This window comes from Pseudomonas sp. G11-1 (assembly GCF_024031555.1).
In the GTDB taxonomy this organism is placed as follows: Bacteria; Pseudomonadota; Gammaproteobacteria; order Pseudomonadales; family Pseudomonadaceae; genus Halopseudomonas; species Halopseudomonas bauzanensis.
The window spans coordinates 631101-653552 of the sequence record NZ_QEYQ01000001.1; the positions used below are offsets into that span (position 1 = coordinate 631101).

Genomic DNA, 22452 nt, shown 5'->3' on the forward strand with positions numbered 1-22452 from the left:
GCGGCCCCGGTTCCGAGGTTACTCCCATGAGCTACTCCCATCTGCTGCAGCCGGCTGCCATCGGTCAGCTCCAGCTGCGCAATCGCATCATCATGGCCCCAATGGGGTCCAACTTCGCCGAGTCCGACGGCACCTGTGGTGAACGCATCCAGGCGTACTATGAAGCCCGCGCTGCTGGCGGCGCCGGTCTGCTGATCATGGGCGTCGGTGCCATCGCTTTTCCGGCAGGCACCGCCGAGCCCTATCAGGTCGGGTTGTCCGATGACCGCTTCCTGCCCGGCCTGAGCCAACTGGTCGCCCGCGTGCACCGGCATGGCGCCAAGATCGCCATCCAGCTGCAGCACGCGGGCAAGACCGCCGTGCGCGATATCGCCGAGGGGCGCGAGCTCTGGGTGCCGTCGTTCCCGCCGCCTTTCAAGACCGACATGATGGCCTCGCTCACCGCCGAGGAGCTGGGCGCTTTCATCAGCTCCGGCAAGCCGAAGACCAGGCCCCAGGTGCGGGTCATGGACCGGGACGACATCGCCCAGATGGTGCAGTGGTTCGGTGATGCCGCCGACCGCGCCAAGCGCGCCGGCTTCGATGGCGTGGAAGTGCATGCCGCCCACACCTATATCATCGCCGGCTTTCTCTCGTCCTATTACAACAAGCGCGAGGATGAATACGGCGGCAGCCTGGAAAACCGCGCCCGCCTGATGCTGGAAGTACTGCATGAAGTGCGCCGGCGCACCGGCGACGACTTCGGTGTCTGGCTGCGGCTGGACGCCCAGGAGCTACGGCTGGACGGCGGTATCACCCTGGAGGAATGCCAGGCCTTTGCGCGCCTGGCCGAGCAGGCCGGCGTCGATGCCGTATCGGTGTCGGCCTATGCCGCCACCACGACCGGCGTCGCCTTTACCGAAGCACCCCTGGTGCAGAAGCCGGCCGGGTTCCTTGACTGGACGGCCAAGGTGAAACAGGCCGTCAGCGTCCCGGTGATCGCCGTGGGCCGCCTGGACCCGACCACCGCAGACCGCGCCATCGCCGAGGGCAAGTGCGACTTCGTCGCCATGGCACGCAAGCTGCTGGCCGATCCGGAGCTGCCCAACAAGCTCATCAAGGGTGACGCCGCGGCCATTCGCCCCTGCATCTACTGTTACGTCTGCGTCAGCCAGATCTTCGTCAACCAGCGGGTCAAGTGTGCGGTCAATCCGTTTACCGGCCAGGAGAGTCAGAAGGTCATCCTGCCCGCCGAACGGCCCCAGCATATCGTGGTGGTAGGCGGCGGACCGGCCGGCCTGGAAGTCGCCCGCCTGGCCAGCCTGCGCGGCCATCGGGTAACGCTGCTGGAACGCAGCAACCGGCTCGGCGGCACCCTGTTCTTCGCCGCGCTGGCCTACCCGGAAAACGGTGCGCTGCTGGACAACCTGGTGCATCAGGTCAACCAGTTGCCGATCGAAATACGGCTGAACACCGCCGCCACGCCTGCCCTGCTGCACGAGTTGGGTGCCGATCAGGTACTGGTCGCCAACGGCGCCTCACGCGCCGCGCCGCCGATACCTGGTGCAGAATTGAAGCACGTGTGGAGCGGCGATGAATTGCGCCGCATGATGACCGGCGACCGCGCCGATGAGATCGCCAAGGCCAAGCTGTCCCTGGCCCAGCGCACCATGATGAAGGCCGGCAGCCTGACCGGCGCGACCAACAGCACCGACGCCATCAAGCAGCTGTCAAAACTGTGGATGCCGCTGGGCAAGCGGGTGGTCATCATTGGTGGCGGGCTGGTGGGGCTGGAACTGGCCGAATTCCTGGTTGAACGAGGCCGCCAGGTCAGCGTGCTGGAGCCTGGCGCGGACCTGGGTCGCGAGTTGTCGATCGTGCGCCGCTGGCGGGTGCTGGACAATCTGCGGCAGCACGATGTCCCCATGTTGACCCAGGTGCAGGTAGACCGCATCGATGAGCGTGCTGTCCATTACCGCACCCAGGACGGCGACAACCTGCAGATCGCCGCGGATTCGGTGGTCCTGGCCATCGGCGCCGGCCCGAACCCCAGCCTGGCGGACGAACTGGCCAGCAGCGGCCTGCCCATCCACCGCCTGGGCGACAGCCACGAGCTGGGCTATATCGAAGGCGCGCTGCGCTTGGCTACCGAGGCCGCGCTGGCACTGTAGCCGGGAGGTCGACCCCAGCAAGGCTCAAGTCACCTGCCCGCATTCCGGGGTGTAGCGCACCTGCGCTACGCCTTGGCGGCTCTGGAATACTTCCATATCGCCGGTTAACGTCGCTCATCGAGCTGGTGCTCGACGCCCCCAGGGCAGGCTTGGCAATGGGGTTCCTGGGAGGTTCGAGCACCAGCTCGTACCAAGACTGGCCGACAGCAATGGTGTTACTGATTGGCTTCGCTCATGGAGTCGAGCACCAACCGGTCGCAAGCTGCGGTTTTATCTGCCCCGGGCATAGAAGTGCGGATTGTCCAGGTCCGGTTTGCCGTAGCGCAGCGGCTCGTCCTGCAGGGTCAGTAGCTGCCCACCGGCCGCCAGCAGTACCGCGTGGCCGGCGGCGATATCCCATTCCATGGTACGGCCCAGGCGCGGGTACAGGTCCGCTTCACCGACAGCCACCAGGCAGATCTTCAATGACGAACCGGCGCTTTTCAACGACCGCACCTTGCGCCCGGCAAGGAACACATCCAGCGCCTGGGCATCCCCATGGGAGCGGCTGGCCACCACGTCCAGTCCCTCGGTCGAGACCTCGCGGCACTCGATTGGCTTGCGCACCCCAGCCTCTTCGATAAAGGCGCCACACCCCCTGGCTCCGGCAAACAATCGCCCCAGCGCCGGTGCCAATACCACGCCCAGCACAGGTTCACCGCCTTCGATCAGGGCGACATTGACGGTGAACTCGCCGTTGCGGTTGATGAATTCCCGGGTGCCATCGAGCGGGTCCACCAGCCAGAAACGCTGACCCACCTCAGGTATATACCCGGCAGCGGCAGCCTCCTCGGAAATCACCGGAACCCCGGGCGCACATTGCGCCAGTGCCGCCAGAATCAGCGCCTCGGCTCGCTCGTCGGCCTCGGTTACCGGCGACGCATCCTCCTTGCCGCGCACCTCGAAGTCGGAGCGATACACCTGCATTACCTGCTCACCAGCGGCGCGGCTGATATCGATCACCTGCTCGAGTAACGCAGACATGACTTGGTTCATGGATTTCCCCTTTTCTTCTGGATTGGTCCAAACGGCCTATGCGCCGTTTTTTTCTAACCGCAAGAGTACAAGGGCCAACCCATTCACCAATCAGCAACTGGATGTTTAAAGGAGCGACCGTGTCACGTGGCCACCGCCTGCCCATCGAGCAGTTGAACAGCCTGCGTATCCAGGCCGTGAAGCTGCGCCTGGCGGGCAATACACTGAAGACCATCAGCGCCGCCACTGGGCTGTCCCCACCTACCATCATTGCCGCGCACAAGGCTTGGCAGAACGGCGGCTGGAACGCGGTACCCATCCGCGAGCGCGGCCGCAAGACCGGCGAGGGACGGATGCTGAGCGCCGAGCAGGAGCTGGAGGTATACCAGACACTGGTCACCAGCACACCGCAGGCGCACCAGTTGCCCTACCTGCTCTGGCAACTCGACGCCATGCGGGCATTGATCCACCAGCAATACCAGATCACCCTGCCCGACCGCACCGCGGCACACTACCTGCAACGCTGGCGGTTGAATGCCGAACGCCCGGCCCAGCGCATCGCCAACGCGCCGGTCAGTGTCAAGCGCTGGCACCAGAGTACCTATCATCAGATCGCCTGCCAGGCCCGGGCGGAAGGCGGCGACATTTTCTGGGTCGACGACGTCGGTGCACCGGAGCCGGGGCAGAAACGGCGACATGGTGTATTGCGAGCCATGAGCAACCGCGGCAAGGTGCTCTGGTTGCCCTATGACGGCAGCCTGCGCGCACCGCATCTGGAGAGCTTCTTCGATCGCCTGCAGCGCAGCACCGGACGCAAGCTGTTTGCCCTGCTCTCGGGCATGCAATGGCAGCGGGCGGCTACCTTCAGCGCATGGGCCAGCCGCCGCACCGAACAACTGCAGCTGTTTCACCTGCCCGAAGCCAGCGACATGCTGATCGGTGCCCATGCGCTGGCCGAGGATATGCGTCAGCCTCCCCGCGCTGCCGATGCCACCAACGCCACGAGCGATACCAGCTCCGCCGCGCCGCCCGACAACCCCATGCTGCTCATGCTGCAACGCATGTTAAAACTTCAACTCGCGCATAAGGCAGAGAATCAGCCCCGATACGCTGAGCGTCGACAACAACAAAAGTCGAAGGAAAACGCTATGACGTTGACGCACCTGCAGAGACTGGAGGCCGAAAGCATCCAGGCCATGCGCGAAGTGGTGGCCGAGGCCGAAAACCCGGTCATGCTGTATTCCATTGGCAAGGACAGCGCAGTGATGCTGCACCTGGCCATGAAGGCCTTCTACCCGGCCAAACCGCCGTTCCCCCTGCTGCATGTGGATACCACCTGGAAATTCCAGGACATGTATCGCTTCCGCGATCAGATGGTAGCCAGGCTGGGACTCGAGCTGATCAGCCACATCAACCCCGATGGGCTGGAAATGGGCATCAGTCCGTTCAAGCATGGCTCGCAGATCCATACCGACATCATGAAAACCGAGGGTCTGAAACAGGCGCTGGACAAGTACGGTTTCGATGTCGCCTTTGGTGGCGCCCGCCGCGACGAGGAGAAGTCCCGGGCCAAGGAACGTATCTTCTCCTTCCGCTCCGACCAGCACCGCTGGGACCCGAAGAACCAGCGCCCCGAGCTGTGGCATCTGTACAACGCCCGCAAGCACAAGGGCGAATCGATTCGCGTGTTCCCTCTGTCGAACTGGACCGAGTTGGATATCTGGCAATACATCCACCTGGAGAACATCCCCATCGTACCGCTGTACTTCTCCGCACCGCGCCCGGTGGTCGAGCGCGACGGCATGCTGATCATGGTCGATGACCAGCGCATGCCACTCAACCCCGGTGAAGTACCCATGGTCCGCAATGTACGTTTTCGCACCCTGGGCTGCTACCCGCTGACCGGCGCGGTGGAGTCGGACGCCGACACCCTGCCGAAGATCATTCAGGAAATGCTGCTGACCCGCACCTCCGAACGCCAGGGCCGCATGATCGATCATGACTCGGCGGCATCGATGGAGAAGAAAAAACAAGAGGGGTACTTCTGATGGCACACGTATCCAACCTGATTGCCGATGATATCGAGGGCTATCTCAAGGCCCACCAGCACAAGAGCCTGTTGCGTTTCATCACCTGCGGCAGCGTGGATGATGGCAAGAGCACGCTGATCGGGCGCTTGCTGTATGAGTCGAAAATGCTGTTCGAAGACCAGATGGAAGCGCTGGAGGCCGACTCGAAAAAGGTCGGCACCCAAGGCGGCGAGCTGGACTTCGCGTTGCTGGTGGATGGCCTGGCCGCCGAGCGCGAGCAAGGCATCACCATCGATGTGGCCTACCGCTTCTTCTCCACTGACCGGCGCAAATTCATCGTCGCCGACACCCCTGGCCATGAGCAGTACACCCGCAATATGGTCACTGGCGCCTCCACCGCCGACGTGGCTATCGTGATGATCGATGCCCGGCGCGGCGTGCTCACCCAGTCCCGGCGCCACAGCTTTCTGGCCTCGCTGATCGGTATTCGCAAGGTGGTGCTGGCGGTCAACAAGATGGATCTGATGGATTATTCGGAAAAGGTCTTCAATGAAATCGTCGACGAGTACCGCGCATTCGCCAGCCGGATAGGCTTGAGCGATGTTACCGCCATCCCGATGTCGGCGCTGCGTGGAGACAACATCACCGAGCAGACCGAACATATGCCCTGGTATCGTGGCACCACCTTGATGGGCTATCTGGAAACCGTCGAGATCGACGAGTCGCACCAGCAGAAACTGGCCTTCCGCATGCCGGTACAATGGGTCAATCGGCCGAACCTGGATTTTCGCGGCTTTGCCGGCACCATCGCCAGTGGCCTGGTGCGGCCCGGCGATCGGGTGCGCATTCTGCCTGCCGGTCGGGAAACCCATATCGCCCGCATCGTTACCCAGGACGGCGACCTGCAGCAGGCGGTAGCCGGGCAGTCCGTCACCCTGACCCTGAGTGACGAGGTGGATTGCAGCCGTGGCGATGTCATCGCTACCGCAGACGAGCCCTCCAGTGTCGCCGATCAATTCCAGGTCACCCTGATCTGGATGCATGAGCAACCCATGCTCGGCGGGCGCCCGTATCTGATGAAGATCGGTGGTAAAACCGTGCCGGTCACCCTCGCCGCGCCAAAATACAAGATCAACGTCAATACCCTGGAACACCTGGCAGCCAAGGAGCTGGCGCTTAACGAGGTTGGCATCTGCAACCTGTCCAGCAGCCAGCCGGTAGCCTTCGACAGCTACCAGAGCAACCGCGAAACCGGCAGCTTCATCCTGATCGACCGCCTGAGCAATGCCACAGTAGGTGCCGGCCTGATCGACTTTTCCCTGCGCCGCTCGCAGAACATCCATATGCAGCATACCGATGTGGGCCAGAAGGAGCGCGCCGAACAGCTGGGTCAGAAACCGGTGCTGCTCTGGTTCACCGGGCTGTCCGGCGCCGGCAAGTCGGCCATCGCCAACCTGCTGGAAACCCGGCTGTATGCCCGTGGCCAGCACACCTACCTGCTCGATGGTGACAATGTGCGCCATGGCCTGAACCGCGACCTGGGCTTCACCGACGCCGACCGGGTGGAAAATATCCGCCGCGTTGCCGAAGTCGGCAAGCTGTTCGTCGATGCTGGCCTGATCACCCTGACCGCCTTCATTTCACCTTTCCGTTCCGAACGGGAAATGGCCCGCAAACTGCTGGGCGATGAGGCCTTTCTCGAAGTGTTCATCGATACCCCACTGGCGGTTGCCGAAGAGCGCGACCCCAAGGGCTTGTACAAGAAGGTTCGGCGTGGCGAGCTGAAGAATTTCACCGGTATCGACTCACCCTATGAAACGCCGGAAAACCCGGACATCCATATCGACACCACCCGCGAGTCGCCCGAGCAGGCGGTCGACAGGATTATCGCCACCCTGATCGAACGCGGCCATATCGAGTGACACCCCATCACCTCCGGAGACAGACAATGACAACAAATACTGCCCATGACGCCCTGGTCAGCGGTCAGGCCTGGTCGGATTTCTGCGACCACCTCAAGCGCTGCGGCGAACAGATCCTGCGCCCGGAAGCCCCGGCTGACGCGGCTACCCGCGCCGAAGGGTTCCGCTACCTGACCCGGCTGCTGCGCATAGCTCTGGAAATGCACGTGGAGTTTGCCGACCCGGCGTTCCCCGGCTTTTTCAAGACCTCCCATGAAACCGCCAAGATCGGCGCGGACAACCCCGACAACCTGTATGAGTACGCCCGCCTGGACGGCAACCTGGAGTACCGCATCAAGGGCAACCGCGGCTCGGTCTACTACCTGAGCTTCGGCACCCAGAAAGGCGGTTACGAAACCGATGGCAAGATGATCCAGACCGGCTTCCTCGATGCCAGCACGCTGCAGGTCGATGAGGATGGCAACTTCGAGATTATCCTCAGTTGCCATCCACAACCGGGTAACTGGTTGAAGCTGGAGCCAACCAGCAATTCCGTATTGGTTCGCCAGACCTTCCTCGACCGCGACGCCGAGGTGCCGGCACAACTGTCCATCGAACGGATCGGCGCCGATACCCGGCCTGGCCCGCTGGACCCGGCCAGCTTCGAACAGGCACTGCAACGCGTGGGCAGTTACGTGGAGAGTACCGCCCGACTGTTCGCCGACTGGTCCCAGAGTTATCTGCCGCACAGCAACCAGCTGCCCCCCGCCGATCAGGCGCTGTGCCAGTCGGTGGGTGGCGACCCGAACATCTTCTACTACCACTCGCACTGGGCGCTGGCCGAAGACGAAGCATTGGTGATCCATGTCGAGAAAGTACCCGAATGCGATTTCTGGAACCTGCAGATCAACAACTACTGGATGGAGTCGCTGGACTATCGGCATCACCGGATCTGCTTCAACAAGCAACAGGCCGAATATGACGGCAACGGCGGCGTCACCCTGGTGCTCAGTGAACGCGATCCGGGCGTGGCCAACTGGCTGCAGACCGCCGGGCTGCGCCAGGGCACGCTGTGCCTGCGCTGGGTGGGTGCACAGGACCAGTGCCATCCGAGTACCCGGGTGGTCAAGATTGACCAGTTGCAGGAGGCGGTATGAACATGACCACGCAAACTACACGCCAGGCGCTGGATATCGACCAGTTGCTCAGTGAGGCCAGCCAACGTGCCAACGGACTCAGTCACTTCGGCGATGACAATTATCGACAGGCCCTGGAGGTATTGGTCGACGCGCTGGATCGCGAAGCCGGGCTGTCGGATACCGGCTGCTACCTGATGCGCGAGCGGCTGGTCGGCCAGTTGTTCAACCGGCTGGTGATGGAGGACTACCTGCGCAGGTTCCCGGAAATCACCCGAATAGCGATCGATGACCCACTGGTCATCGTCGGTCTGCCGCGCACCGGGACTACCATGCTGCAGCGTACCCTGGCGGTGGACTCACGCTTCCACTCCGCCGCCTGGTGGGAAACCCGTTACCCGGCGCCGCTGGAAGGTGAAACCCTGGCCGCACCCGAGCAACGCATCAGCCGGGCCAGGGCCGAGGTGCAACAGACCATCGAAGCCATCCCGCAGATTCTCTCGATCCATCCGTTCGACGCCATGCTCTGCGATGAGGAATTCATGCTCATGGAGCATTCGTTCCTGTGCGCGATGGACGCCTACGCCGACGTGCCCAGCTATACCCAGTGGCTCGACCAGCAGGACCAGCGCCCCGTCTACACCCAGTTGAAGAAGATGCTGCAGTTCCTGCAGTGGCAGAAGCAGCAACGCGGGGAAACCGGCGGTCAGCGCTGGCTGCTCAAGGCACCCCAGCACCTGCATACCATCGATCTGCTGCTGGAGGTGTTTCCTCGGGCACAGGTGATCCTGACCCACCGCGAACCGGCGCAGACCATTCCCTCGATGGCCAGCATGGCACACACCCTGTGGCAGATGTACAGCGATCAGCCCGACCCCAGATCCGCCGGCATCCAGTGGAACCGTCGCATGGCCCGGGGTATTCGCCACACCATGCAGGTGCGCGACCAGCATTCCCCTGACCGTTTCCTGGATATCCAGTTCGCCGACACCGTGGCCAGGCCGATGCAGGTGCTGGAGCGCGTATACAGCTTCGCCGGTATGCCCTTCACCGATAAGGCGCGCGCCGACGCCGAACAATGGCTGGCGAAGAATGGCCGGGAAAAACGTGCCAGCCACGACTACAGCCTGGAGCGCTTCGGTCTGGACGAAGCACAGATGACCCGGGACTACCTGGAATATCGCACCCGCCATCTGAGCGGCAATCACTGAACGCAGGCAGGAGCAACCATGGAAAAACTCATGTTGAGTCTGTGGAAACCGCCACAACACAGCGTCGAGCAATGGCGCCAGGCCCTGCTCGGCCTGCGCGACGACCTGGCTGCCGCCGGGGCACAGAACATCCGCGTCATGATGGTGGATGAGGCGGTAGCCGCCGCGTCCGCACAGCGCATCACCAATAGCGCCGTTCCCTTGGATGGAATGCTCTCGCTGTGGCTGGACAGCGCCTCGCAGTTGCCGTCCATCACGGACCTTCTGACGCCCTTGGTCAGCCGCCTGGAGGCATATCTGGTGCTGGAGTCCGAGCCCTACCCCGAGGAGCGCCAACCGCGCGCAGCCCGGTATCAGGTGCCGGTTGGCCAGCGCACCCCCGGCATGAACCAGGTGGTGCTGCTGCACAAGCCACATTGGATGAACTACGAACAATGGTACGACGTCTGGCGCAACGGGCATGGTCCCAAGGCCTATCCACTGCAGTCGATCTTCGGCTACCGACAGAACACGGTGGTCCGCGCGCTTACCTACGGTGCGCCAGTGCTGCACGCCATCGTCGAAGAAAACTTCCCGCCCGAGGCCATCGGCAATCCGGAGGGATTCTTCGCTGCCCTGGGCGATCCGGACAAGTGCGCGCAGCGTCAGCAGGCCATGTACGAGTCGACCAGCCGCTTTATCGACTTCGAGAAGATCGACTGCATCCTCACCAGTGAATACCGGCTGAGTGCCTAAGAACGCCACAAGGAGGCTACCCATGTTGGATCTAGAAGCAATCGAGCTGATCAAGCAGCTCAAGGCGCGCTATTTCCGCGCCATCGACACCTGCAACCTGGACATGCTCAGGGCCATGTTGACCGAGGACGTTAAACTGGCCTTCAAGAGCCCCACCTACCAGTTCCACCTGGAGGGCCTGGAGCCGGCGCTGGAGTTCTACCGGACCTCCTTCACCGCTACCCGCCTGGCCACGCACAACGGCCATACCCCTGAAATCGAGGTCGACGGCAACCATGCTACGGCGCTGTGGTACCTGAGCTACATCTTCATCAACCTGGAAGAAAACACCCATATGCATGGCAGCGCGATCTACCAGGATCGCTACGTCAAGCGTGACGGCCAGTGGCTGATCGCCGAGACCGGCTACCAGACGTTGCTGGAGACTGTCGAGCCGCTGCCTGAACAGCTGCAGATCACCTCCAAACCCATCAACTGACAACAACAAGAAGGATATCGACATGACCAAAGCCGCAAACCTTGTCACCTCGATCAAGGTCGAGATCGATGCCCCGGCCAGCGTGGTCTGGGAGGTACTGACCGATCTGGACAGATACGAGGAGTGGAACAGCTTCTGCTTCAGCATCCGCTGCGGCATGCGGATCAACGACCCGGTGGAGATGCTGGTACGCCCGCCGGGCACCGATGCCGTGGTACCGGTCGATGAATACCTGGTCGCCTGCGAGCCGGAGCAACTGCTGTCCTGGGAACAGCGACCAGTGCCTGAAAACAAGGACGCCGCCCGCCGCGATCAGTATGTCGAAGCCATCGACACCGGGCGCAGCACCTACTTCACCACCGATCAGTTCCTCGGCGTCAATGCCGACACCATCATGGCGGAACACGGAGCCTGGGTAAAAGAGGCCTTCGACCAGGTAGCCCGCGATCTCAAGCAGCGCGCCGAAGCTCTCTACGCCAGCCGCCGCTGAACATGCCCACATAACAACAAGAGAGGTGCACCATGCTGTTGAAAGACAAGACCATCATCATCTCCGGCATCGGCCCGGGGATGGGCATCAAGCTGGCGCTGCGCGCCGCCGAATATCAAGCCAAGGCCGTGGTGCTGGCAGCCCGCACGCCGGCCATGCTGGATGAGGCCGAAGCCGCCATCCGCGAAGCCGGTCACGGCTGCGATATCCTCAAGCTGCCGACCGACATCACCCAGACCGCACAGTGCGAAGCACTGGCCAAGCTGACAGTAGAGCAGTTCGGACGCATCGACGCGCTGATCAACTCCGCCTACGCCCACGGCACCTGGGGCTCATCCAGCAACTCGCAGATGGATGACTGGCGCAAAACCATGGAGGTCAACCTGTTCGGCAGCATGAACATGACCCAGGCGGTGGTGCCACAGATGAAACTGCAGAAGTCCGGCAGCATCGTCATGGTCAATACCATGGCCACTCGCCGTCCGAATCAACTGGAGGCCGGTTATGCGGTATCCAAGGGGGCATTGAAAACCGCCGTGCAATACCTGGCCGAGGATCTGGGGCCGTTCGGTATCCGCGTCAACAGCACCTTCAATGGCTGGATGTGGGGCGCGCCGGTAATCCAGTATTTCAACAGCGAAGCCGAGCGCCTGGGCGTCAGCGTTGAATCCCTGGTCGAGCAGATCGCCCAGCAGATCCCGCTGCGTGAGATTCCGGACGATGCCGACTGTGCCTCCGCCGCCCTGTACCTGGCCAGCGACTATGCCAAGGTGATTACCGGCGCCCAGTTGGATGTCAATGGCGGGCATTACCTGCCCCATTGATAGCCCGCTTCCTTCCCGATTAAAGGACAGACCATGCAAGAGCTGTATGACATCGAGCAGATCAAGCAACTCAAGGCCCGCTACTTTCGCGGCATCGATACCTGTAACCTGGAGCTGCTGCGCGACGTTCTGGCGCAGGATGTGCTGATCACCTTCGACAGCCCGACCTATCAGTTCGAGATCAATGGCATGAACGAAGCCATGGATTTCTATGCCAGCTCCTTCACCAACCGCCGCTTCGGTATGCACAACGGCCATACTCCCGAAATCAGCATCGATGGCGATGAAGCCGCTGGCCTGTGGTACCTCAACGATCTGTTCATCAACCTGGATGAAGGCACCATCCTGCACGGCAGTGCCATCTACGAAGACCGCTACATCAAGGTCGGCGGCCAGTGGCGGATCCTGCGTACCGGCTACAAGCGCCTGCTGGAAATGATCCAGCCGCTGGACAGCCAGTGCAATATCACCTCCAAACCGATCAACTGATCCCCTCGCAATACCGACCCGGCCCGCTGCTGCGGGCCGGTTTTTCATGCGCTGGTGAAAGCTAACTGTCCTGTCACTGAAAAATACCCATCAGCACTCAACGCGAGGCAACCGCCCCCACCTCACCGGAGACCGCCTGCACATCCGCCCTGCGCCCGAGCAACGGCGTCAACGCCAGCGCCACCACCAGCAGGCCGGTAAGCAGATAACCCACGCTGCTGATCGCCCCTCCAAGGGAGGCAACGGTAATGTTCTCCAGTACCTGCTCGACCCGGGCGCCGGACTCCAGCAACACCGCCGCCAGTTCCGCGCTGACTTCGGTGCCGCGCTGGGTCGCGACCTGCAGCAGCTCGGCGGCCTGCGGTTGATTCAGGCCCAGTTCGTTCGCGGTCTGTTCCGTTACTCGGCGGGTATGGTAGGCCGAGGACAGGCCGAAGATCGCCAGCGAAAAGGATGACCCCGTCGGCAGTCCCATATCCCGCAACATACTGAACAGGCCCGAACCGGCCCCGGCCTTGTGCGCGGGGATCGCGCCCAGCGCCAGCTTCATCAGGGCCGGCACGTTGGCCCCCATCATCAATCCGAGAAAGCCCACCAGGAACAGGATCCAGGTCAGGGACGCCGCGGTCTCCAGCTGGGAAAACAGCACCACCGCCACTAGGCTGCCAACCAGCGACAGGGTGGCGATCAACCGCGGCTCGACCTTGTCGATCAGGCGACCGGAGATTGGCGAGGCCAGCATGGTGCAGCCGAAGAAGGCCAGGGTCACCATGCCGAACTGGGAGGCGCTGCCGCCCGGCCGGGTGTTGATGAAGAACGCCAGTGAATAGACCAGCCCACTGCTGAGGATCATCTGCATCCAATAGATGGCGCTGGGGATGGCAAAGCGCCGATCCTTGAGCAGTGACACATCCAGTATCGGCGCCGGCTGCCGACCGCTGTGGCGCCACAGCCACAGCAGGCTGACGATACCGAGCACCACGATGCCCCAGGTCACCGCCGAGTCGCGGCCGAAATTGGCCGCCCAGGTGGGCAGCGACAGCAAGGCCGCTATGGTCACCAGCAGCAACAAGGCGCCAGTCCAGTCAAAGCGCCCCGCGGCCGGCGTGCCCTTGCTCTCCGGCACCCACAGCAGCAGCGGGATCAACCCCAGCAAGGCCAGCGCCCCGCTGACCAGATAGACACTGCGCCAGCCGAACGAGTCGATCATCAGGCCACCCAGCAAACCGCCGCTGGCGGCGCCGAAGGTCATGACGAACATCAGCACACCCAGGGCCATGCCACGCTGGTCCTCGCGGAACAGATGGTTCACATAGCTGAAGACCGCGGGAAAGATGCAGGCCACGCCCAACCCCTGGAGGAATCGCGCCGCCAGGAACAGCCAGAACTCCGGCGCCCAGGCGGCCATGAGTTCCGACAGGCCGAAGATGACCAGCCCGAGACTGATCATGTAGCGTCGTCCGTACTGGTCGCCCAGGCGCCCCATGGCCGGCGCGCACACGGCAACGGCAATGAAATAGGCAATCAGGATCAGCGCGGCCAGATTGACCGGAATGGAAAAATGCGCGGTGACGCTGGGCAGCACCGGCGCCTGGAACGCCGCCGCCTCGATGGTGACGAAGGTAGCAAACAGCAGGGCGATGAAGCTCACCCAGGGGTTGGCCGTTGTATTGTTCATGGCGGATCTCATCTGCAAGGGGCGATGCGGAAGGCGCGTCAGGACGGCAGCTGGGGTTCCCAGCGCACGCCATTGATATGCGCGCCGCCATCGACGAAGAAGGTATTGCCGGTGACATAGCGGCAGTCATCGCTGCCGAGGAACACCGCCACCGGGGCGATATCCTGCAGCGGATCGCCGATCCGGCCCATGGGGTTGGCCCGGGCTATGGCAGCGGCATTATCCGGGCTGGCCTCGGCAAACCGCCGATAGGCTTCACTGGCAGCCCCGGGGCAGATGATGTTGCAGCAGATCTGGTCCCGGGCCCACTCCCGCGCCGCGGTGCGCGTCAGGCTGCGCAGGGCTTCCTTGGCGGTGTTGTAGTCGGCGCTGTACATATGTGCATTGACGCCATTGAGCGAGCAGAGATTGATCACCCGCCCGCCACCCAGCCGGCGGAACTCCGGCAGCGCGGCCTGCATGGCCCAGAACGCGGCCATCACCGCCATGTCGAAGGCGCCCCGCAGCTGGTCGTCGCTCTGCTGTTCCAACCGGGCCAGCGGCGCGCCCCTCCAGGCATTGTTGACCAGGATGTCCAGGCAGCCGAAGTGGGCGATGGCCGCGGCCACCATGGCCTGCACCTGCTCCTTGCAGGTAACGTCCACCACCCGGCCCAGCACCTGGCCGGGACCGATGGCCTCCAGTTCAGCGACTGCCCGGTCAAGGGCGGCGCCGTTGATGTCACTCAGTAATACCTTGGCGCCGGCGTTGACGTAGGCCTCGGCAATGCCCCGGCCAATGCCCTGGGCACCGCCGGTGACGATGGCCACCTTTGCGTTCAGCTTGCTCATGTCAATCTCCCGCGAAGTGGCTCAGGCCAGGCCCAGCGACTGCTTGATTTGGGGTTTCTGCAGCTTGCCGGTGGCGTTGCGCTGCAGGGGCTGATCGGTAAACCAGATCCGCCCCGGCAACTTGAATGACGCCAGCCGGGTCGCCAGGAACTCGCGCAGCTCCGCTTCATCCACGGCGCCATTGATATGGGCGACCAGCGCCACGGACTCGCCGAGGGTCTCGTCCGGCAGGGCGAAGGCCGCGGCCTCGACGACCGCCGGATGCTCGGCGGCCCGCTGCTCGACCTCCAGCGCGGAAATATTCTCGCCGCCGCGGATGATGATGTCCTTGATCCGGTCGGTCAGGTAGATGAAGCCGTGCTCGTCGAGGTAACCCACGTCCCCGCTGAACAGCCAGCCATTGTGCAGTGCCTGCTCGGTTTCCTCCGGGCGATTCCAGTAGCGCTGCATCAAGGTCACCGACCGCAACCAGATCGGCCCGGCCTGACCGGGGGGCAGCGGCTGGTCAGGGGATTCGCCGACCACCAGGTCAATCAGCGGATAAGGCCAGCCGGAGCTCGTCGAGAAATGTACAAACTGCTCACCGGCCAGGGTCGCACCGATGCCGTTGCTTTCGGTCATGCCGTAGCCGGTGCCCGCCATGGCGGTCGGCTTGCAGGTCATCAATCGGTCGAGCATCACCCGAGACGAGGCGCCGCCGCCCAGGCCCAGGGCAAACAGCGTGGCGGTCGCCGGGCTGTCGAAACGCGGATGATTGATCAACTGCTGCATCATCACCGGGGCACCATTGAACTGGGTGCAGCGCTCGGTCTCGATCAGCCGCAGCGCCTCCTCCACATCCCACTTGTACATGATCACCATGCGCCGGCCATGGCGCAGCATGCTGAGGAACTGCGCGTGCAGGCCGCTGACATGGAACAGCGGAAAGCACAGCAGGGCCGTCGGCTGCAGGCCCGATTCGATGATCGGTTTGACTCGCTCCGGCGAGGTCATGCCGGAAAAGGCGCCCTGGTAATCCAGCGCGAACAGGGACTGGGCCACCGCGCGATGGGACGACAGCACGCCCTTGGCGCGACTGGTGGTACCCGAGGTATAGAGCAGCAGGGCTGGATCCTGCGGTGCTGCCTGCACCCGTTGCATGGGCGCCAGCTCGGCACGCATCAGGGCCTGCCAGGCATGGGCGTCCGGGCTATCGCCATCGACCAGGACTACCGCACGGCCCGCCAGGCTGCCATCGAGCTGCTGATGGCGCTCGGGGTCACAGAATACGACCCGGGCATCGGCATCCTCGATGGCATGCAGCAGCTCATCGCGCAGCCCCCAACTGTTCAGCGGCACCGGAATCGCACCGGCCTGGACGCAAGCCACGAAGGCAACCATCCACTCCGGCCGGTTGCGCATGGCAATCGCCACCCGCTCCCCCGCCTTGACCTGGATGCGCTGTTGCAAGGCGGCGGTGAGTTGATCCGCCGCGGCGTAAAACTCGGCAAAGCTCAGGCGCTGGTCGCGCCATAGCAGGAATGGCAGGTCCCCGTGCCGGCGGCCTTCCTGAATCGCATCAGTGAGGGTGGCCGGTGCGTTGACGAAATATTTCAGCCCCTGCTCGTCATCGGCCAGGGCGAAAGGTGATGGGGCGCTCAATAGCTGCTGGCGACACGTCCGCCACTGTTCCACAAGACTGGTGTGCATGGGTACCTCTTTGTAATTGTTGTAATGGGCCGACGGCTGTTTCAGGCGCCACGGTTGTCGCCGTACCGCTGGCAGTGATAATCGGCATTGCCCAACTGGTTCTGCGCCATCCGCATGCGCTTGAGAAACAGCCCCAGATCATATTCATCGGTGACGCCAATGCCACCATGCATCTGTATCGCCTCGTTACTGACCCGCTGTGCCACCTGGCCGGCCTGCCATTTGGCCAGGCTGACCAGGCGCCGACGTTCGCGGACATCACCGCCCGGGCGGTCGAGTTGAGCGAAGGCCGTCATCATGCTGCTGCGCGCCAGTTGCAGGTCGGCATACAGGCGTGCCGCACGATGCTGCAATGCCTGGAAGCTGCCGATCGGCACGCCGAACTGAACCCGGGTCTTGAGGTACTCGACGGTCATTGCGAAGGCGGTTTCAGCCAGGCCCAGCAGTTCAGCCGCCAGGCAGCTGCGCCCGCGGTCCAGGACCAGGTCGAGGGCGTCGGCGGCATCGGCGGTACCCAGCCGGCTGTCGGCATCGAGCCGTACATTGGAGAATCGCAGCGCGGCCATATTGCGCGAGTCGATCATCTGCCGCGCCTCGCACTGCACCCCCGGTGTTCCGGTGCGAACCAGGAACACACCACAGCCGCCGTCGGCCTCGCGCGCCACCACCAGCCAGCCATCCGCCTCACGGGCATCGGCGACCCAGGCTTTCTCCCCATCGAGCAGCCAGCCTGCGGCATCGGCCCGCGCGCTGACGGCGATACTGTCCGGTGCGTGGCGCGCCGACTCCTCCAGCGCCAGGGCCAGGCGCAACTCGCCCGCGATCAGTTGCGGCAACCATTGCTGGCGCTGCTGGGCGGTACCCAGTTGCTCGATCAGCCCGCCGCACAGCACCACGCTACCCAGCAGCGGCGACGCACTCAGATGACGACCGATCTCCTCGAACAGCGGGGCAAAACCGGCAAAGCCGAAGTCCAGCCCGCCATCCTCCTCGCTGAACGCCACCGCGCTCCAGCCCAGTTCCTGCATACCCTGCCAGACGTCGGCGTCATAGCCGGTCGCGACAGCCTGGTCGCGTATCGCCCGTTGCACGGAAACCGGCGAGCGCGCCGAGAGGAAGTCACGTGCGCTGTCCTGCAGTTGCAGTTGATCTTCGTTGTAAACCAGACTCACGGCACTCTCCTCACTTGGCTTCCGGCAGGCCAAGCACGCGCTTGGCAATCACGTTCAACTGCACTTCCGACGAGCCGCCGGCAATGGTCTGGGCAAAGCTCATCAGCCAGGCGCCGGTGAGATCCAGCTCACGCTGGTCGAAGCCGTCGCCCTCCCAGCCCATGGCATGGTTGCCCATGATCTCCAGCAACAGCTCGAACTTGCTGCGCTCCTGCTCGGTGTGCACCAGCTTGGCGATAGCCATCAGGCCGGAGGCGTCCTGCCGGGCACGCAGGGTCTCGAAGATCCGCTGGTTGGTCAGTCGGAAGCTCTCCTCCTCCATCAGGCAGGCGACGGCCCGTTGCTGCAGGACCGTTTCGGCCGTGGTCTGCGGGTCAGCCAGATATTTGTCAAGGAACTCGCCAAGGTCGAAGTGGGTTGGCAGGGCCGACTCGCTGAACTTCGACATGGCGCTGCGCTCATGCTGCAGCAGCGCCTTGCCCAGCGGCCAACCCGCGTTCAGCTCGCCGATCAGCTGCGAGCGCGGCACCCGCACATTGTCGAAGAACACCTGGCAGAAACTGGATTTGCCACTGATCAGGTCGATCGGTGAGACCGTCACCCCGGGCGAGGTCATGTCCAGTACGATCAGGCTGATGCCGGCCTGCTTCGGCTCCATGGGCCCGGTACGCACCAGCGCATACATCCAGTCGGACTTGTTGCCATAGGAGGTCCAGATCTTGGTGCCGTTGACCACAAAGTCATCGCCATCGATGACTGCCGAGGTGCGCAGGCTGGCCAGGTCGGAGCCGGCATTGGGTTCAGAGAAACCCTGGCACCAGCGGATTTCACCGCGGGCCATGGGCGGCAGGAAGCGCTGTTTCTGGTCCTCACTGGCAAATTCCAGCAACACCGGCCCAAGCATCCAGATACCCAGGTTGATCTGCGGCGGACGGCAGTGCAGACGGCGCATTTCCGCATCGAGAATGGCTACCTGCTGCGGACTCAGCCCGCCGCCACCATACTCCACCGGCCAGTCGGGGCAGAACCAGCCCTTGTCGCGCATACGCTCGAACCACAGGCGCTGGTCCTCGTGCTTGAATTCGACCGTACGTCCACCCCAGACCATCTCATCGGAGGGCATGGGCGTGCGTATGGAAGCCGGGCAATTGGCTTCGAGCCAGGCTCGGGTTTCCTGGCGAAATACTTCTAGCTCGTTCATCGTGTTACCTGCTTGTTATTCTCACCAGATCGCCGACCCGGCCTTGGTTATGCATCGACTCTAACGCCAGCATCCGCGTCGCGACGTCGTCCGGACGGACGAGTGCGATACCATCATCAATTGACGGCTGCCGCGCTGCGCCCGGCCAGCCGACCGAAGAAGGTCGAGTCGCCCAGTGACAGGCCCGAGCTGTAGCCCTCCCCCCAGCGCGGCAGTCCACAGGCGGTGCGTCCCGCGGCATACAACCCGGCGATGGGCTGGGCGTCGGCATCCAGCACCTCACCGCCAGGGCGCGTGGCCAGTCCGCCAAGGGTGAAGGCATGCCCTTGGAAATCGCCCTTGCAGTAGCTCAGCGCGGCAAACGGCGGCTCGGTCAAGGGGCGCAGCCACTCGGCGGTCTTGTGGAAATACGGATCCTGCCCTTGCGCCGCCAGCCGGTTGAATTCCTCGACGGTATGTACCAATGCACCGGCCGGCAAACCCAGCTCCTGCTCGACCTCCTCCCAGCTCTCGCCTACCGCCGCCACCTGGATATCTTCCTGAATCACCGGGCGGCCGAATATCTCGTTGTCGACCAGCAACCAGGCGCGGCCATTGGGCTGGCGCAGCACATGGTGGGCAACCCGCCCGTGATAGCAATCCTCATTGACGAAACGCTGGCCTCGTTCATTGATGAAGATCCCCTTGACCAGCGAGGCGGGCGGGAAGAACGGCAAGGTGGCGAAGAATTCCTGCATGTTCAGCGTGGCCGCGCCGACGCTCATGCCCATGCGTATGCCGGAACCATCATCATTGCCGGCACTGACCTGCAACTCGCAGTCCAGCGCAGAGGGAACGAAGCGCTCGACCATGGCGCTGTGGCTGATAAAGCCGCCGGCACAGAGGATCACACCGCGCCGGGCATGCACAAAGCGTGGAGTGCCGGCCTCGCGGGTGACCACACCGACCACACGCTGGCGCTCGTCCACCACCAGAGTCAGGGCCCGGCTGTCATAACGCACCTGTGCACCCAGCTCCTCGGCACGGGCACACAGGGTTTCCATCAGTACCTGGCCGCCGCCCCAGCCGACAAACTGCACGGTATGGCCGCGCGGCGCTGGCTTAGCCTGATCGAGATAAGGCCAGGACTTCTCATTGCCCGACCACAACAGAGTGTCATCGGTCGTGGGTTCGATCCACTTGCCCGGCAGGTAAGTACCCTTGAAAGGCACGCCCTGCTCACGCAACCAGTTGAAATGTGCCACACCATTGTCGGCGTAAATACCTACTCGCTCGGCATCGGCGGCCGGGCCACCGGCCAGCATCAGGTATTTCTGGAAGTCTTCGGTGGCATCTTCGAAGCCATGCTCGCGCTGCACATCGGTGCCGCCGTTGCCACCCACGTACACCTCGCCGCCCGACAGGCTGGCACTGCCGCCGCCCACACCGGCTACTTCCAGTACCACAACCCCCGCACCCGCCTGGCGCGCCTCGATCGCCGCGCAGGCACCGGCGGCGCCAAAGCCCACCACCACCACATCGGTTTCCAGATCCCAGCCCGGAATCGCCGCCAGCGGGCATGCACGGGCAGGAGAATAGGTATTGTCAGTCAGCATTGCAGCATCCTTCTGTATTGTTGTTATGGAGATATTCAGCCTGCCGCGGGTATACGGTTGATCACCGCATCACCCGGACTGCCGAGCACACAACTGGTGCCGCCTTCGGTATACATCATGGTCACGCATCGATTGCAGGCAGTACAGCCGGAGCGCTGGACCTGCCCCTCGCGCAGGCGGTTGACCCAGGTCGGGTCATGGATCAGCACCCGGCCCATAGCCAGCGTATCGAACCCCTCAGCCATCAGTTGGCCAACTCCCGCGGCCGAGGTCACTCCGCCCAGGTAGGCCAATGGCACATCCACCGCGGCGCGCACCTTGCGGGCATGCTCCAGCAGATACAATTCACGGAACGGAACCGGCTTCTCGACCAGCGACTGTAGGAACATCGCCCCTTTCATGATCGGGTTGGTCACTACCGCGCGGTTCTCCGGCGGGAACGAGGAGCCGAACATGGTGGTGATGGATTCGGCGTTCATACCGGCGCTCAGTACCAGCAGATGCGCACCCTCTGCTGCCAGCTCGCGGGCGATACCCACACCATCATCGATACTGTTGCCGCCACGCACACCCTCGGTGATGCTGAACTTGCAGATTACCGCCAGGTCATCACCCACCGCATCCAGCACCCGACGCAATACCTGGCGGGGAAAGCGCATCCGATTGGCGAGGTTGCCGCCATATTCATCCCGGCGCTTGTTGTACAGCGGCGAGATGAACTGGCTGAGCAGGTAGCCATGGCCCATGTGGATTTCCACCGCGTCGAAACCGGCCTCACGGGCCAGCTCGGCAGCCGTGGCAAAGTCCGCCGCCACCCGCTGCATGTCCGCCACGCTCATTTCCTGCTTGAAATATTGCCCACTCATCAGGCCGATCTTGTTGAAACCGCCGCTGGCCGAGAGCGGCCGTCCCGACCCCTTGATGAAGGTGAAGCAGCCGCCATGGGTAATCTGTGCCGATACCGCGCCGTTTTCCGCATGCACAGCATCAGTCAGGGCGCGCAGATGCGGCAGTGTGGCGCGGTCCATACATATCTGGTTGGGCAAGGTGCAGCCGTCGGCGCTGACCGCACAGTAGGCCACTGTGGTCAGGCCGACACCGCCAGCGGCCATCCCCGCGTGGAACTGCACCAGCTGACGCGAGGGCACCCCGTCCGGCGACATGCCTTCGTTGGTAGCGGACTTGATGAAGCGGTTGCGCAGTGTCAACGGGCCGATGGTAAGGGGGGTATAAGCTTGGGCGAGTTGTTGTTGTTCGGTGCCTGCCATGGTGATCTCCAGAGCGAATGGACCGGTCACCAGGCCAACCATGCCTCACGGCAACGGCTCGGCCCCAGCTGTCCGGTATCAATTGCATCGATTCTGGAAACTCTGATTGCGGCTGGCATCGTCTGATCAGACGAGAAGAAGATGACGCGCGAGGCAGGAGAAGCTGTCAATTCAAGATTGTGCAGAACAAAAAAAGGGGGCGGAATAATCCGCCCCCACTTTTTCTATCCCTACTGCCGTCCATGACCCAGTCATCCCGACTGTCACCATCCTGATGCTCCCTTGGCTCAAGCTCCCTGCCGAGCAGCGCATTCCGTCGCGCATGGACACATAGTACCCGGAAACGATCCCCGATCAATATCAAAAATCGTCTCACCCGTTAGGGCTATGATAGATATTTATGATTAATTTCAATTGGTTACTATTTTTCCACAGACAAAAATCCTATTCCGCTCACGACAAGTGACTGATAAGACTTACACAGAACATAGCCAATGTCTTACACGAGGCCTTCTTCGCCAGCTCGCTCAGGAGACAGAAACAAAAAAACCCGCCCCTGAA

At 62.9% G+C, this 22452-nt stretch carries 18 protein-coding genes; 10 read left to right on the forward strand and 8 right to left on the reverse strand.

The features are described 5' to 3' along the window. Positions 1–26: 26 nt before the first annotated feature. The gene (locus tag DHB74_RS02940; protein ID WP_499160751.1) at positions 27–2150 is read left to right on the forward strand and encodes an oxidoreductase; all 2124 of its coding nucleotides are present in this window, start codon (positions 27–29) and stop codon (positions 2148–2150) included. A 270-nt stretch (positions 2151–2420) separates the two neighbouring features. Here the strand turns inward: DHB74_RS02940 and cysQ are convergent, their stop codons facing one another. After that, positions 2421–3185, reverse strand: coding sequence for a 3'(2'),5'-bisphosphate nucleotidase CysQ (gene cysQ / locus DHB74_RS02945; protein ID WP_499160752.1), 765 nt, complete (start codon positions 3183–3185; stop codon positions 2421–2423). 1040 nt (positions 3186–4225) lie between these two features. Here cysQ and cysD point away from each other — a divergent pair. From cysD to DHB74_RS02990, 9 genes are read left to right on the forward strand one after another with little or no spacing between them, the layout of a single operon-like run. After that, positions 4226–5212 (forward strand): sulfate adenylyltransferase subunit CysD, encoded by a 987-nt coding sequence (gene cysD, locus DHB74_RS02950; protein ID WP_285260450.1) that lies wholly within the window; start codon positions 4226–4228, stop codon positions 5210–5212. Beyond that, the gene (cysN, locus tag DHB74_RS02955; protein WP_499160753.1) at positions 5212–7116 is read left to right on the forward strand and encodes a sulfate adenylyltransferase subunit CysN; all 1905 of its coding nucleotides are present in this window, start codon (positions 5212–5214) and stop codon (positions 7114–7116) included. Before cysD ends, cysN begins: the two co-directional genes overlap by 1 nt. 26 nt (positions 7117–7142) lie before the next feature. Then, the gene (locus DHB74_RS02960; RefSeq protein ID WP_499160754.1) at positions 7143–8252 is read left to right on the forward strand and encodes a DUF1214 domain-containing protein; all 1110 of its coding nucleotides are present in this window, start codon (positions 7143–7145) and stop codon (positions 8250–8252) included. 2 nt (positions 8253–8254) lie between these two features. Beyond that, positions 8255–9442: a sulfotransferase family protein gene (locus DHB74_RS02965; protein ID WP_499160755.1), complete on the forward strand. Its 1188-nt coding sequence runs from the start codon at positions 8255–8257 to the stop codon at positions 9440–9442. Positions 9443–9460: 18 nt separating this feature from the next. Next, positions 9461–10177: an EthD domain-containing protein gene (locus DHB74_RS02970; protein WP_499160756.1), complete on the forward strand. Its 717-nt coding sequence runs from the start codon at positions 9461–9463 to the stop codon at positions 10175–10177. A 22-nt stretch (positions 10178–10199) separates the two neighbouring features. Continuing rightward, positions 10200–10655 (forward strand): nuclear transport factor 2 family protein, encoded by a 456-nt coding sequence (locus DHB74_RS02975; protein WP_499160757.1) that lies wholly within the window; start codon positions 10200–10202, stop codon positions 10653–10655. A gap of 22 nt (positions 10656–10677) precedes the next feature. Further along, on the forward strand, positions 10678–11145 hold the full coding sequence (locus tag DHB74_RS02980; protein WP_499160758.1) for an SRPBCC domain-containing protein: 468 nt from the start codon (positions 10678–10680) through the stop codon (positions 11143–11145). Positions 11146–11177: 32 nt separating this feature from the next. After that, positions 11178–11969, forward strand: a complete 792-nt coding sequence (locus DHB74_RS02985) for an SDR family oxidoreductase (protein WP_499160759.1) — start codon at positions 11178–11180, stop codon at positions 11967–11969. A gap of 33 nt (positions 11970–12002) precedes the next feature. Beyond that, positions 12003–12458, forward strand: a complete 456-nt coding sequence (locus DHB74_RS02990) for a nuclear transport factor 2 family protein (protein WP_499160760.1) — start codon at positions 12003–12005, stop codon at positions 12456–12458. Between the two features lie 97 nt (positions 12459–12555). Here the strand turns inward: DHB74_RS02990 and DHB74_RS02995 are convergent, their stop codons facing one another. From DHB74_RS02995 to DHB74_RS03025, 7 genes are all read right to left on the reverse strand, one after another. Next, positions 12556–14136 carry an MFS transporter gene (locus DHB74_RS02995; protein WP_499160761.1) on the reverse strand — a complete coding sequence of 527 codons (1581 nt, stop codon included), beginning with the start codon at positions 14134–14136 and terminating at the stop codon, positions 12556–12558. A gap of 38 nt (positions 14137–14174) precedes the next feature. Next, positions 14175–14966 carry an SDR family NAD(P)-dependent oxidoreductase gene (locus DHB74_RS03000; RefSeq protein ID WP_499160762.1) on the reverse strand — a complete coding sequence of 264 codons (792 nt, stop codon included), beginning with the start codon at positions 14964–14966 and terminating at the stop codon, positions 14175–14177. Between the two features lie 21 nt (positions 14967–14987). Further along, positions 14988–16655 carry a class I adenylate-forming enzyme family protein gene (locus DHB74_RS03005; protein WP_499160763.1) on the reverse strand — a complete coding sequence of 556 codons (1668 nt, stop codon included), beginning with the start codon at positions 16653–16655 and terminating at the stop codon, positions 14988–14990. A 41-nt stretch (positions 16656–16696) separates the two neighbouring features. After that, positions 16697–17827, reverse strand: coding sequence for an acyl-CoA dehydrogenase family protein (locus DHB74_RS03010; protein WP_499160764.1), 1131 nt, complete (start codon positions 17825–17827; stop codon positions 16697–16699). Positions 17828–17837: 10 nt separating this feature from the next. Then, the gene (locus DHB74_RS03015) at positions 17838–19028 is read right to left on the reverse strand and encodes an acyl-CoA dehydrogenase family protein (RefSeq protein ID WP_499160765.1); all 1191 of its coding nucleotides are present in this window, start codon (positions 19026–19028) and stop codon (positions 17838–17840) included. 116 nt (positions 19029–19144) lie between these two features. Further along, the gene (locus DHB74_RS03020) at positions 19145–20623 is read right to left on the reverse strand and encodes an FAD-dependent oxidoreductase (protein WP_499160766.1); all 1479 of its coding nucleotides are present in this window, start codon (positions 20621–20623) and stop codon (positions 19145–19147) included. A gap of 35 nt (positions 20624–20658) precedes the next feature. Further along, the gene (locus tag DHB74_RS03025) at positions 20659–21891 is read right to left on the reverse strand and encodes an NADH:flavin oxidoreductase (protein ID WP_499160767.1); all 1233 of its coding nucleotides are present in this window, start codon (positions 21889–21891) and stop codon (positions 20659–20661) included. Between the last annotated feature and the right edge of the window lie 561 nt (positions 21892–22452).